This window comes from Flavobacterium sp. ARAG 55.4 (genome assembly GCF_051846875.1).
GTDB lineage: Bacteria > Bacteroidota > Bacteroidia > Flavobacteriales > Flavobacteriaceae > Flavobacterium > Flavobacterium plantiphilum.
In genome coordinates this window covers 166331-179526 of sequence record NZ_JBPYCT010000007.1, presented here as the reverse complement: position 1 = coordinate 179526, position 13196 = coordinate 166331, and the positions used below count along the sequence as shown (strand labels likewise).

Genomic DNA, 13196 nt, shown 5'->3' with positions numbered 1-13196 from the left:
ACACTTTTTTAAAGCTGTGTGGCTATTAGAGCCACACTTACGGAGGATTAAAAAATTATTTTGTATGGGAGAAGTTGATGGCAATATTTTTTAATCTTCTATTCCAGGAGTAGCCGAAAAGCTCTTTTACAGTAGGGGAATAGGAAAGTAAAGTAAATGTGCTTTGGCTATAAAAAGTATGGGCATAAAAAAGCAGAACCGATAAGTTCTGCTCGTTATTGATAGAAGTTAATTATAAGACTGTCAAAAATGCGTCTTCAATCTCCTTAAATTTAGGTGCTACCAAATCCATATCCTTGCTGATTTTTTGACTTGTAATCTTGGCGTAAATCTGTGTGGTAGAAATGTTTTTATGCCCCATCATTTTGCTAAGGCTTTCAAGTGGAACACCTTCGGTCAGGAACATAGTAGCAAAGGTGTGGCGTGCAGTATGAAAGGTTACTTTCTGTTCTGTAACAATTTCTGCTTCTTCTATCATTTTCTTTACGTGGCTATTGCAGGTAGCATTGGAAGGAACAGGAAATACATAATCACTACGTGTAACTCCCCTGTATTTTTCAATTATACGCTTCGGAATTTCCAATAGGCGGACGTTTGAAGCAACATCTGATTTTTTTCTTCTGCTGATGATCCATTGGTGTCCATCAAAAAATGACTGTATATTGCTCCATTTCAGCTTTTGAATATCAATATAAGAAAGCCCTGTAAAGCAACTGAAAATGAAAATATCTTTTACAAATTCATATTTGTCCTTAGACGGTTTTAGAAGCATTAGCTTTTCTACATTCTCCTTTAAAAGATAGCTACGATCAGTTTCTTCCATACTGATTTCGTAATCTTCAAAAGGGTTTTGGCGTATAAGACCTTTTTTAATCGCAAGATCAGCCAAAGCAATAACCGGCATGGTATAAACCCAAACCGTATTATGTGTACATTCTTTATCTATTCGTAGAAAGAAATCAAACTCCCGGATAAAGTCTGAGGTAAGTTCCCGAAATGCCAAATCTTCCCTGTGATAGCGTTCTTTGATAAATTCATTAAGATGGTTGTATACAGTCTTGTATTTATTGTAAGTATTCTGAGAACGTTTTCCTTTGTTGACCATCCTTTCAAAATCCTCATTCTGGTCTTTAAATACTTTAAGGATGGCATCATCCATTACACCAACCCCTAAAAAGGACAGCTTTACTTTTTGTGCAGTTGCAAAGCCTTCATCCTTGAGCATATCATCGTAAATCTTGTTGATACGTACCCGAATATTGTCCAATTTGAGATTGGTACTCAGGGCCTGGGTACTTTTACCTAAAACTCTTCCGTGCTTTAAATCCCAATTATTGGGGTTGATGTCTAGTTTGGTACTAAAGGATTTGGGCGTTCCGTCAATAGTGATACGTCCCATAACAGGCACGTTTCCGTTCTTCTTAGGTTCATTCTTCTTCAGGTAGAAAAGCAGTTTGAACGTGGATCTTTTCTCTTGTTCCATAACTCAATTGTTTAACGTTTAAAATTAAATTTTATTGAGTTACAAGGGGATATGAAAACAAGTGCAAATGACTGAAATATAATGCATTATATCGTTATCGATTAGATTATAGTCAGTAACGATTTAGTAACCTAACCCTGTCATTTTAAGCTCAAAACCTGTCGGACTCCTACTTCCAAATTTTTCCTCACGTTTTCTAAACTACTGTATATGAATGGTCTTAACCATTTTGCTTATTTTTACGTTCTTCTAATATTTTTTTGTAAAAAAAATCAATATTCTTTAAGATGAAATCTGTAAATAATAGCCTTTTTATAAAATCAGGCTTTCATCAAAAGCACAAAAGTATTTTTTAAAAAATTAAGAATAAATTCATCCGAAAAAACTCAGTATAGCCTTGACTCATTTGATTTTATTATCTTTTAAGTTCCAAATTATGATTTATAAAATCTGTTTTTTAAAGCTTTTTAGCTTCTTCCCAAAAAACATCCATCTCTGCCAAAGTCATATCAGAGAGTGATTTTCCTAATTCTCCTGCTTTGCTTTCCAGATATTGAAAACGTTTAATGAATTTTTTATTCGTCCGCTCTAAGGCATCTTCCGGATTAACCTTTAAAAAACGGGCATAATTAATCATGGAGAACAAAACATCACCAAATTCGGCTTCTATTTTATCCGGATTCCCTGATTTTACCTCAACTTGCAGTTCTTCTAATTCTTCTTGCACTTTGTCCCAAACCTGATGCGGTTCTTCCCAGTCAAAACCTACTCCTTTTACCTTATCCTGAATTCTGCTGGCTTTTACCAATGCCGGTAAACTTCTGGGAACTCCTTCCAAAACCGATTTTTTCCCTTCTTTGAGCTTAAGTTTTTCCCAGTTTTGCTTGACTTCTTCTTCATCTTTTACAACAGTATCGCTATAAATATGCGGATGACGGTGAATGAGTTTTTCACAAATTTCATTACACACATCGGCAATATCAAAATCGTTGGTTTCACTGCCAATCTTAGCATAAAAAACGATATGCAATAACAAATCCCCCAACTCTTTTTTGACTTCGTTTAAATCATTATCTAAAATGGCATCACCCAGCTCATAGGTCTCTTCAATAGTAAGATGCCTAAGGGTTTGCAGGGTTTGTTTTTTATCCCAGGGACATTTTTCACGCAAATCGTCCATGATGTCTAATAATCTTTCAAAAGCCTGTAGTTGAATTTGTCTCGCGTTCATTGGATTTAGTTTGGTGTAAAAATAAGAAATCCTGTGTTCTAAGCCGTTTAGAACACAGGATTTTTATATTATTAAAAAAGAATTATTCCGTTACTTTTTTAGCTTTTTTTGGTTTTTCAGCCGGAACTGTCTCAGCAACTGCTGCTTCTGCTACTTCCTCTGTAGGAGTCTCCTCAACAACTAATCCTTTAGCCTGCAAGGTGTTGTACCAGTTTAAAATTTTCTTGATATCTGAAGCATAAACTCTTTCCTCATCATAGTTTGGTAAAACCTCTTTGAAATAAGCCGCTAAAGTTGCAGGATCTTCTTTGTGAGAAATAGCAGGACCGTTATTTTCTTTTTCAGCGATGCTGCTCATCACTTCTTTCAATGGTTTTTCACCTTCGTAAGTGTACACTGAAATTTCAGATAACAAGCTCACATTACTTTTTAAGTTTACAGTGATTTTTTTACCATCTGCTAATGATTCTGCTACAAAACCAGTACGCGTTTGTACTTTTAAAACATATAAACCCGGTTTTCCTGAAATCGCTAATACTTTATCTAAATTCATGCTTTTATAATTATTATTAAGAATTCATTTTATTTTTTCTGTCGCTACTTTGTCAAAAACAATACCAAAAAAGGTTTTTATCTTCCTTTTTTAGCAAAGAATCGCATTCTGTAATCCTGAAAAGTTTTCCCTTCCATGATATTCTTAAGCTTTCCTTTGATTAATCGTTTTTTAAGTGATGAGATTTTATCGGTAAACAACACACCTTCAATATGATCGTATTCGTGCTGGATAACTCTTGCAATCAATCCGTCAAAAACTTCCGTTTTCATCACAAAATCCTCTTCGCAATATTCGATAGTAATTTTTTCTTTGCGGTATACATCTTCACGAACATCAGGTATACTCAGACAACCTTCATTAAAAGACCAGTCATTTCCTTCTTCCTTAATGATTTTAGCATTAATAAAAGTACGTTTAAAACCTTTTAATTGTTTTTGCTGATCAGCATGTAAATCTTCGTCATCGCTAAAAGGGGTAGCGTCTATTACAAATAAACGAATTGCTATTCCTACTTGTGGCGCTGCAAGCCCTACTCCGGATGCGTTATACATTGTTTCGTACATGTTGGCAATTGTTTCTTTCAAGTTAGGATATCCGGAAGTTATATCCTCTCCTACTTTTCTTAAAACCGGATCACCATATCCTACAATTGGTAAAATCATTGTTGTTGTATTAAAAATTATTAACCTGATAAAGATTGTAACGCCTAAATTAGGATTGCCAAAAATAGTAAAATTTAAACAATGCTTAAAGTGAATGAGAATAAATAGTATCTTTAAATTTAATCTTAAAAAAACAATTTCATTTATCTCATTGATAAATCGTACAATTCATACCTTTGCAGATAATCCTAAATTTATGATTTCAAAAATTCAGAAATTTTTTTCGAGTACTGAATTCAGTAATGCACTAAAAGTTACTATTGCCGCTGTCTCTCCTGTTTTATTATTTTCTTATCTGGGCAATTTTCAAATAGGCTTTACTATTGCTTTAGGGGCTTTTTTTACTTTTCCAAGTGATATTCCAAGTAATTTAAAACATAAAATTAATGGTTTACTGGTGACTTCTTTTATTATCGCCGGCGTAAACCTGATTATCAATCTTTGTTATCCGCTGCCATGGTTATTTTACCCGGTATTGCTTTTACTGGTTTTTTGTGTTTCGATGATTTTAGTCTACGGACAACGGGCTACCATGGTTTCTTTTTCGGCACTGCTATCCCTTTCGCTGGCTTTTGCTCATTTAAATTCAGGTTGGGAAATGCTTAGGTATTCCGGACTATTATTAATTGGAGGATTATTTTATACCTTAATCTCAGTCATTTTTTTTCACATCAAACCCAATCGCTATGTAGAATTACAAATGGCAGAATGCATGCGTCTGACGGCAAAATATCTTAAATTACGCGGAGATTTATGGGAATTAAATTCCGACAGGAAAGCCATAACCAAGAAACAACTGCATTTTCAAGTGGAACTAAATGTACTACACGAAAACATTCGGGAAATTCTTGTTACTAACAGAACCAAATCAGGTTCATCGGGGCAAAACAGAAAAATGCTGCTAAGTTTTATTTCATTAGTAGAAATATTAGAACTGGCGATGGCCACTTCTTTTGACCATAATAAATTGCATCAAAAATTTGACGGCTATCCCAAAGCTTTACAAACCTATCAGAATTTAGCCTATAATCTTGCTAAAAGCCTGAAACTAATTTCTAAAAGCATTGAAGATGCTAAAGCTTATGAGTCCAGACACAATTTAATTGAAGATTTACATCAGTTTGAACTTACTATTAAAGATTATAAAAAAAATATTCAGACCGAATCCTCCTCAGAAGAAGTTTTAATGCTGATTACCATGTTGCACTATGCCGAAAAACAGGTGGAAAAAATCATCACTCTGGAGCGTGCATATACAGATAACATTAACTCAAAAGACCTGAAAGGAAGAGATAAGGATATCGAAAAATTTATCAAACCGCAATATTATCCACTGAGTACATTTACTGAGAATTTAAGTTTTTCATCCACTGTTTTCAGACATTCGCTTCGAATAACAATCACTATTCTATTGGGATATATGATTGGAAAAGTACTTCCGTTAGAAAATGTATATTGGATAATCCTGACTATTGTTGTGATTATGAAACAAGGATTCGGACTCACTAATGAGCGCACCTACCATCGAATTTTTGGGACATTAGTGGGTGGCGTTATTGCTTTTGGAATTCTTTCGCTAGTTCATGATTCTTATGTCATCAGTACTGTTGCTATCATTGCCATGCTTCTGGGCTTTTCCTTCAATCCTACTAACTACAAAATCGGAGCTACCTTTATTACTATTTATGTCATTCTGATTTATGGAATTCTGGCTCCTGATAATGGTAATGTAATTGAATACCGTATTTTAGATACTATTGTGGGAGCAATTCTGTGTCTTTTAGCCAATTATTTTTTATGGCCATCGTGGGAATTTTTAAATCTTCCAGAGTATATTAAAAACGCAATAGAAGCCAACAGGAATTATTTAAAAGAAATATCTACACTGTACAATAAAAAAGGAGAAGTTCCTACCGAATACCGTCTTGCGCGAAAACAGGCTTTTATCGAAATTGGGAATTTAATGGCTTCATTTCAAAGAATGTTACAGGAGCCTAAATCCAAACAAAACAAACTTGCCCAAGTATACAAACTGACTGTGCTCAATCATTCTTTATTATCTTCTATTGCTTCATTAGGAACTTACATTCAGTCCCATAAAACAACAGAAGCTTCAAAAGCCTTTAATGTAGTTGTAGATAAGGTTATTGAAAATTTAGAGTTTGCAATGAATATATTAGAAAAGCAACATTTTGATTCGATAGCGGCAGCTTCTAATGAAGATCTGGATCAAAGACTTACCGAATTGAAAAACATTCGTGCTAAAGAACTCAAACAAATAAAACTTATTGATGAGGAAGCGTATCAAATCAAAATGCAGGAAGCTCAATTGGTTATCGAACAACTCATCTGGATGACCAGCCTGTCTGAAAATATCGTAAAAACAGCTCAGCTATTAATGTCTGTAACTTCTAAAAAAGAAGCTGTTTTATAAAAGTAAGCATAAAAAAAGAGGCTGTTTTCTGAACAGCCTCTACATTATCTAAGTATCTTTCTAAAAAAAACTATACGTTAAACCTAAAATGCATCACATCACCATCCTTAACAATATACTCTTTTCCTTCTACTCTTAATTTTCCGGCTTCTTTTACTTTAGATTCAGAGCCATAGTTGGAGAAATCTTCATAAGCAATAACTTCAGCGCGAATGAATCCTTTTTCAAAATCAGTATGAATAACTCCGGCAGCTTTAGGTGCTGTATCTCCAATATTGATGGTCCAGGCACGAACTTCTTTTACTCCTGCTGTAAAATAGGTTTGCAGGTTTAATAATTTATAAGCTGCACGAATTAACACAGCCGATCCCGGCTCAGACAATCCTAAATCTTCTAAGAAAACCTGACGCTCTTCATAACTTTCTAATTCTGTAATATCAGCCTCAGCACCCACTGAAAGCACAATCACTTCAGCATTTTCATCTTTTACTAATTCGCGTACCTGATCTACATATTTATTTCCATTTACTGCAGCAGCTTCATCTACATTACATACATACAAAACCGGTTTGGTTGTAATCAGTTGAAATTCTTCCATTAAAGCTTCCTCATCATTCGTTTGCGGAACAACAGTTCTGGCAGATTTAGCCTGCAACAAAGCTTCTTTAATTCTGTCTAATAAAGCTTTTTCGGTTTGTGCTTCTTTATTACCGGTTTTTGCAGCACGATTTACTTTTTCCAAACGTTTTTCGACAGTTTCTAAATCTTTTAACTGTAATTCGATATCGATGGTTTCCTTATCACGAATCGGGTTTACATTTCCATCTACGTGAACGATATTATCATTGTCAAAACAACGTAAAACATGAATAATTGCATTACATTCTCTAATATTTCCAAGAAATTGATTCCCTAAACCTTCTCCTTTACTGGCTCCTTTTACCAAACCGGCAATATCTACAATATCTACAGTAGCCATTTGCACACGTTCCGGTTTTACTAATTCCTCTAATCTGGCAATTCTGGGATCCGGTACATTTACCACACCAATATTAGGTTCAATAGTACAAAACGGAAAGTTCGCACTTTGTGCCTTAGCATTTGACAAACAATTAAATAAAGTTGATTTCCCTACATTTGGTAATCCTACAATTCCTGCTTTCATGATCGTATTGTTTACAGCCAGCGTTTTTCGCTATGCGTTTAAATTTTGATTTTAAAAGTTGCAAATATAATATATAAAATCTATAGATAGCATAAATCCAAAATTTATACAAAGTCTCTTTCAGGCTAAAAAATTAAGCGGATATGAAGCTCTTAAATTTAAAGTAACTGTAAGTTAATTTAACATAGCCAAACTACAGTAAACCTAAAATTTCCATAAAAAAAGATTATCTTGTAATCTCTTAAAAAAAAAGTCATGAGCAGTCTTTATCCCGATAAAATGGCCGAAATCTATGACGCTATGTACCAAAGTTTCATAGATTATAAAAAGGAATATACTTTTTACAATACACTGCTGCAAAAAAACAGTCCGGAAAGTATTTTAGAAATAGGAAGCGGAACAGGCAATCTGGCACACTATTTTATTGAAAACAAACAAAACTACACAGGACTGGATTACAGTAAAAGCATGATTACCATTGCAGAAAAAAGAAACCCAAGCGGTCGCTTTATTCACGGCGATATGCGGGATTTTAATCTGGAACAAAAGACAGATGCTATCATTATTACCAGTCGTTCGACCAGTTATCTGATTACAAATAATGATATCAACGACACCTTTAAAACTCTGTACAATAATCTGAATTCAAAAGGAATTCTGATTTTTGATTTTATTGATGCCAGTCGCTTTATTCCTTACATCAGAGAAAATGATACAATCGTTCATTCTGTACTGTACAAAGGCGTTAATTATATTAGAAAAAGTGATTGGGAAATAAGCTCACAGGACAATTTTATTCTCGAATGGACCGCTAAATATTACGAAGCAGAAGACAGTAATATTATTGCTAATGATTACGCTACTGTCAGGGTTTTTACACTTCACGAAATGCAGCTGTTTTTATATCTCAATGATTTTGAAATCCTGCAAACTATTGACCGAAAGACTTATGCCTATGACACGTATGCAATTGTAGCCAAAAAAAAATCCTGAACACAGGCTCAGGATTTTCTAAATTGAAATTATATATTTAACTATTCATTATGCAAGAAAGCTTGTCGGCTTAACAAGGTTTCTTCATCCTCAACATGATTTTCATCCGGTACACAACAATCAACAGGACATACTGCAGCACATTGAGGTTCGTCGTGAAACCCTTTACACTCCGTACATTTTCCGGGAACAATATAGTATACCTCATCCGAAATAGGAGTCTGAGCTTCCTCAGCATCTACTTCAGTTCCGTCCGGAAGCACTACTTTTCCGCTTAAAGATGTTCCGTCTTTATATCTCCAGTCATCAGCTCCTTCATAAATTGCTGTATTTGGACATTCCGGTTCACATGCACCACAGTTGATACATTCGTCTGTTATGATAATTGCCATTCTTAATTAGTCTTAAAGTTATAAAGTCTGCCAGTTAATTAGTCTTTTCAAATCGTTTTACACAAACTTTTTGTCTTTCGACTTTTGACTTTTGACTTTAGATTTTATTATGATTACTTTTGTGCAAAATTACAATCAAAACATTTCATAAACAAACATTATGACATTAGAAAACAAAAAAAATATTTTTATAGAATTAGGAACGTTTTTAAGTCAGTTTTCTGAAGCCGGAAATCACCAGAAAGAAGGCGTTTCAGCTAATGCTGTTTTTTTTGATTCTTTTGTTGACCTGATTGCGCTTTCCCAGTCGCACAATGGCTGGTACACACCTGAACAGGTGTATTATGCTGTTAATTCCTGGGCAAAAGCACTAAGCAAAGAAAACCTCGATAAATGGCTGAGTACTTATGATTTTACGACTGTAAAACCCAAAAAAATAGCCCTCATATTAGCCGGAAATATTCCGCTGGTAGGTTTTCATGATTTTCTTTCGGTTTTAATAAGCGGACATGATGTTATCGTAAAAACCTCTTCAAATGACCAGCATTTATTGCCGTTTTTAGCAAAATATTTAATTCATATCGCTCCGGAATTTGAAAGCAAAATCACTTTCAGCGAAGGCAAGCTGGAAAATTTTGATGCTGTAATAGCTACCGGAAGTAACAATACCGCCCGCTATTTTGAGTATTATTTTAAAGATAAACCTTCCATTATCCGCAAAAGCAGAAATTCTGTTGCTGTGTTAAATGGCAAAGAAACTAAAGAACAATTAATTGCTTTAGGAGAAGATATTTTCAGATATTTCGGCTTAGGCTGTCGCAATGTTTCTAAATTATTTGTACCAAAGGACTATTCTTTTGATGCCTTTTTTGAAGCTATGTTTGAATATCAGGATATCATTAAATATGAAAAATACGCTAATAATTACGATTATAACAAAGCCGTTTTCCTGATGAGTAACTTCAAATTGTTAGATAATGGTTTTTTAACCATCAAAGAAGACAGCAGCCATGCCTCTCCTATTTCCAGTGTTTTTTATGAATATTATGAAAATCTGGAAGATGTAGAAAAAAAACTGACAGCAGAAGCAGAGCAAATTCAATGCATTGTGAGCAATAATCTGATAAAAAACAGTGTCGAATTCGGACAAACCCAACAGCCTAAATTATGGGATTATGCGGATAATACTGATACTATATCGTTTTTGTTAATAACATAGAAAATTTTTTAATAATTATTATGAATATTTTAATGCTTATTCGGGTCCTATTACCGAAATTTGCATTTTAATTTTTTGGACTTAAACTACACCATGAAAAAACACAATTACAGCGCAGGACCATCTATTTTACCTCAGGAAGTTTTTGAAAAATCAGCTCAGGCTATTTTAGACTTCAATAATTCAGGATTATCAATTTTAGAAATTTCACACAGAAGCAAAGATTTTGTTGCTGTTATGGACGAAGCCAGAGCTTTGGCTCTTGAGTTACTGGGATTAGAAGGAAAAGGATACCAGGCTCTTTTTCTTGGAGGTGGAGCCAGCCTTGAATTTTTGATGGTTCCTTATAACCTGATGAAAGAAGGTGGAAAAGCCGCTTATTTAGATTCAGGAACCTGGGCTACAGCAGCAATTAAAGAAGCTAAACTTTTTGGAGAAACTGTAATCGTAGCTTCTTCAAAAGAGGATAATTACACTTATGTTCCAAAAGGATATGAAATTCCTGCAGATGCAGATTATTTTCACTGTACTTCTAACAATACCATTTTTGGTACTCAGATGAAATCATTTCCTCAAACAAATGTTCCATTGGTTTGTGATATGAGTTCAGATATTTTCTCCAGACAACTGGATTTTTCTCAATTTGATATTATTTATGCCGGTGCTCAAAAGAACATGGGACCAGCAGGAACTGCTCTAGTAGTTATTAAAGAAGAAATCATCGGTAAAAGTGGTCGTGCTATTCCTAGTATGCTGGATTATGCCAAACACGTTAAAGCAGATAGTATGTTCAACACTCCTCCTGTATTCTCTGTATACGCATCTCTGTTGACATTGAGATGGATCAAAGAAAAAGGCGGAATTGCAGCGGTTGAAAAACTAAACAATGCAAAAGCAGAATTGCTTTACAACGAAATTGACAGAAACCCATTATTTAAAGGAGCAGCTGTTAAGGAAGATCGTTCTAACATGAATGTTACCTTCTTACTGACTAATCCGGAGCACACAGAAACATTTGACAAAATGTGGAAAGAAGCCGGAATTTCAGGTTTACCGGGACACCGTTCTGTAGGCGGATACAGAGCATCTATCTATAACTCTATGCCTATTGAAAGCGTACAGGTATTAGTGGATGTGATGCAAGCTTTAGAAAAAGCAGTTTAAATAGATTAAAAGATTCAATGATTGAAAGATTAAAAAGAATCTAAGTTTATTTAAATAAAATTTATTGATTGAATCTTTGAATTTTTCAATCTTTAAATTGAAATTGCTAGCAGAGGCTCTAGCCCCGATAGAAGTGGAAATCCTTGTGGAGGCAGGCATCTACGCCTGCACAAGATTGAAACGGATAGCGGGAAACAGCTTCTAAACCATTCAATTAATTTGAGGATAAAACCTCGTAATGTAATAAAAAAACATGAAAGTATTAGCAAACGACGGGATTTCAAAAAGTGGAATCTTAGCTTTAGAAAAAGGTGGTTTTGAAGTAATCACTACAAAAGTTGCTCAGGAACAGGTAGCAAACTACATTAATGAAAATAACGTAAGTGTTATTCTTGTTCGTAGTGCTACTAAAGTTCGTAAGGACATTATTGATGCTTGTCCGGGCATAAAAATCATTGGTCGTGGTGGTGTTGGTATGGATAATATTGATGTGGATTATGCTAAAAGCAAAGGAATTCACGTAATCAACACTCCTGCTTCCTCATCAGAATCTGTAGCTGAATTAGTTTTTGCTCACTTATTAACTGGTGTTCGTTTCTTACACGATTCTAACAGAAACATGCCGTTAGAAGGAGATACAAAATTCAATGATTTGAAAAAAGCGTATGCTAATGGTGTTGAATTAAGAGGTAAAACATTAGGAATTGTAGGTATTGGCCGTATTGGTCAGGCTACAGCTAAAATGGCTCTTGGTTTAGGTATGAAAGTTATCGCTGCCGACAGCTTTATTCCGAAAGTGGATGTAAAAGTTGAATTTTTTGACGGACAATCGATAACAACAACTATCGTTCCTCAGTCATTAGAATCTGTTTTTCAGGAAGCTGATTTTATTTCTTTCCATGTACCTGCTCAAAACGGATATATTCTGACTGAAAAAGAGTTTGCTACAATGAAAGACGGTGTAGGAATTGTAAACTGTGCCCGTGGTGGTGTTATTAACGAAGTAGATTTAGTAAAAGCATTAGACAGCGGAAAAGTAGCATTTGCCGGTCTGGATGTTTTTGAAAACGAACCAACTCCTGCAACACAACTTTTGATGCATCCGAAAATTTCTTTGACTCCGCACATCGGAGCTGCTACCGGAGAAGCACAAGACAGAATTGGAACTGAATTAGCATCACAAATTATTACTTTGCTAAGCTAAGAATTACCATTTTTATAACATAAAAGGACTCATTACAAATTGCTAATGAGTCCTTTTTTTATTAAATTTGATAACAAACCTTATAAAAGCAAACCTCATGTTAGATCAATTAGCACAATTAGTAAAGGAATTTGGTCAGGATGCTGTTGTAAAAAACGATGCCATCCCAAATGATAAAAACGATGCAGTACTGGAAGAAACCGGTAATTCTCTTTTTTCCAGTCTTCAAAAAATAGCCTCCAGTGGTGATTTATCACAAATAGCAAACTTATTGCAAGGCAAAGACATTGATAAAAAAAATCCTGTTGTACACGGAATCATCAGTAATGTCTCTGAATTATTAACTCAAAAGTTAGGTATCAATGCTGCTACGGCGACCGATACAGCAACAAACATTATCCCGAAAGTTTTGAATACTCTGGTAGAAAGAGCAAGAGATCCCAAAAACAGCAGTATCAGCATATCAGAACTTCTTAATTCCCTGACAGGTGGTGACAGTCCTGAACATGCCGGAATCATGGAAGCTATTTCTACTTATGATATCCATTTTGGTTTAGATCAAAATACTGACGGAAAAGTAGATCTTGATGATGCTGCCGAACTTACAAAAAAAGGAGGATTAGGCGGAATGATGGGAAAACTTTTTGGAAAATAAAACCACAGTTCTATTTCTATGCCATTTAACTTAAATTA

The 13196-nt window shown here is 34.7% G+C and carries 12 protein-coding genes; 6 read left to right on the top strand and 6 right to left on the bottom strand.

Features of this window, described 5'->3' with window-relative positions; all coding sequences use genetic code 11:
• Positions 1–232: 232 nt before the first annotated feature.
• The 4 genes from ACSV4D_RS10020 to def all read right to left on the bottom strand — a co-directional run bounded on the left by ACSV4D_RS10020 (position 233) and on the right by def (position 3932).
• Complete coding sequence (locus ACSV4D_RS10020; RefSeq protein WP_439228175.1) at positions 233–1483, bottom strand: site-specific integrase; 1251 nt, start codon at positions 1481–1483, stop codon at positions 233–235.
• Between the two features lie 457 nt (positions 1484–1940).
• Positions 1941–2714, bottom strand: a complete 774-nt coding sequence (gene mazG / locus ACSV4D_RS10015; protein WP_439228174.1) for a nucleoside triphosphate pyrophosphohydrolase — start codon at positions 2712–2714, stop codon at positions 1941–1943.
• Between the two features lie 82 nt (positions 2715–2796).
• On the bottom strand, positions 2797–3267 hold the full coding sequence (locus ACSV4D_RS10010) for a DUF5606 family protein (protein WP_439228173.1): 471 nt from the start codon (positions 3265–3267) through the stop codon (positions 2797–2799).
• A gap of 77 nt (positions 3268–3344) precedes the next feature.
• Positions 3345–3932, bottom strand: coding sequence for a peptide deformylase (gene def, locus ACSV4D_RS10005; RefSeq protein WP_408082029.1), 588 nt, complete (start codon positions 3930–3932; stop codon positions 3345–3347).
• Positions 3933–4128: 196 nt separating this feature from the next.
• Between def and ACSV4D_RS10000 the strand changes: the two genes are divergently transcribed.
• On the top strand, positions 4129–6366 hold the full coding sequence (locus ACSV4D_RS10000) for an FUSC family membrane protein (RefSeq protein WP_439228172.1): 2238 nt from the start codon (positions 4129–4131) through the stop codon (positions 6364–6366).
• 70 nt (positions 6367–6436) lie between these two features.
• Here ACSV4D_RS10000 and ychF read toward each other — a convergent pair whose 3' ends face one another.
• On the bottom strand, positions 6437–7531 hold the full coding sequence (gene ychF, locus ACSV4D_RS09995; RefSeq protein ID WP_408082031.1) for a redox-regulated ATPase YchF: 1095 nt from the start codon (positions 7529–7531) through the stop codon (positions 6437–6439).
• 255 nt (positions 7532–7786) lie between these two features.
• Between ychF and ACSV4D_RS09990 the strand changes: the two genes are divergently transcribed.
• Entirely contained in the window at positions 7787–8524 is a 738-nt protein-coding gene (locus tag ACSV4D_RS09990) for a class I SAM-dependent DNA methyltransferase (protein WP_439228171.1), read from the top strand.
• 41 nt (positions 8525–8565) lie between these two features.
• On the opposite strand, the gene ACSV4D_RS09985 is transcribed toward ACSV4D_RS09990, so the two are convergent.
• Positions 8566–8916, bottom strand: a complete 351-nt coding sequence (locus tag ACSV4D_RS09985) for a 4Fe-4S dicluster domain-containing protein (protein ID WP_408082033.1) — start codon at positions 8914–8916, stop codon at positions 8566–8568.
• Between the two features lie 160 nt (positions 8917–9076).
• On the opposite strand from ACSV4D_RS09985, the gene ACSV4D_RS09980 reads away from it, so the two are divergent.
• The 4 genes from ACSV4D_RS09980 to ACSV4D_RS09965 all read left to right on the top strand — a co-directional run bounded on the left by ACSV4D_RS09980 (position 9077) and on the right by ACSV4D_RS09965 (position 13158).
• Positions 9077–10135 carry an acyl-CoA reductase gene (locus tag ACSV4D_RS09980; RefSeq protein WP_439228170.1) on the top strand — a complete coding sequence of 353 codons (1059 nt, stop codon included), beginning with the start codon at positions 9077–9079 and terminating at the stop codon, positions 10133–10135.
• 93 nt (positions 10136–10228) lie between these two features.
• On the top strand, positions 10229–11299 hold the full coding sequence (serC, locus tag ACSV4D_RS09975; RefSeq protein WP_408082035.1) for a 3-phosphoserine/phosphohydroxythreonine transaminase: 1071 nt from the start codon (positions 10229–10231) through the stop codon (positions 11297–11299).
• 253 nt (positions 11300–11552) lie between these two features.
• Positions 11553–12503 (top strand): D-2-hydroxyacid dehydrogenase, encoded by a 951-nt coding sequence (locus ACSV4D_RS09970; RefSeq protein WP_439228169.1) that lies wholly within the window; start codon positions 11553–11555, stop codon positions 12501–12503.
• A 97-nt stretch (positions 12504–12600) separates the two neighbouring features.
• Entirely contained in the window at positions 12601–13158 is a 558-nt protein-coding gene (locus tag ACSV4D_RS09965) for a hypothetical protein (protein WP_439228168.1), read from the top strand.
• Positions 13159–13196 lie beyond the last annotated feature (38 nt).

Excerpts from the sequence above, each read along its gene's own strand:
- ACSV4D_RS10020 (WP_439228175.1), bottom strand. The coding sequence starts at position 1,483 with ATGGAACAAGAGAAAAGATCCACGTTCAAACTGCTTTTCTACCTGAAG.
- mazG (WP_439228174.1), bottom strand. The coding sequence starts at position 2,714 with ATGAACGCGAGACAAATTCAACTACAGGCTTTTGAAAGATTATTAGAC.
- ACSV4D_RS10010 (WP_439228173.1), bottom strand. The coding sequence starts at position 3,267 with ATGAATTTAGATAAAGTATTAGCGATTTCAGGAAAACCGGGTTTATAT.
- def (WP_408082029.1), bottom strand. The coding sequence starts at position 3,932 with ATGATTTTACCAATTGTAGGATATGGTGATCCGGTTTTAAGAAAAGTA.
- ACSV4D_RS10000 (WP_439228172.1), top strand. The coding sequence starts at position 4,129 with ATGATTTCAAAAATTCAGAAATTTTTTTCGAGTACTGAATTCAGTAAT.
- ychF (WP_408082031.1), bottom strand. The coding sequence starts at position 7,531 with ATGAAAGCAGGAATTGTAGGATTACCAAATGTAGGGAAATCAACTTTA.
- ACSV4D_RS09990 (WP_439228171.1), top strand. The coding sequence starts at position 7,787 with ATGAGCAGTCTTTATCCCGATAAAATGGCCGAAATCTATGACGCTATG.
- ACSV4D_RS09985 (WP_408082033.1), bottom strand. The coding sequence starts at position 8,916 with ATGGCAATTATCATAACAGACGAATGTATCAACTGTGGTGCATGTGAA.
- ACSV4D_RS09980 (WP_439228170.1), top strand. The coding sequence starts at position 9,077 with ATGACATTAGAAAACAAAAAAAATATTTTTATAGAATTAGGAACGTTT.
- serC (WP_408082035.1), top strand. The coding sequence starts at position 10,229 with ATGAAAAAACACAATTACAGCGCAGGACCATCTATTTTACCTCAGGAA.
- ACSV4D_RS09970 (WP_439228169.1), top strand. The coding sequence starts at position 11,553 with ATGAAAGTATTAGCAAACGACGGGATTTCAAAAAGTGGAATCTTAGCT.
- ACSV4D_RS09965 (WP_439228168.1), top strand. The coding sequence starts at position 12,601 with ATGTTAGATCAATTAGCACAATTAGTAAAGGAATTTGGTCAGGATGCT.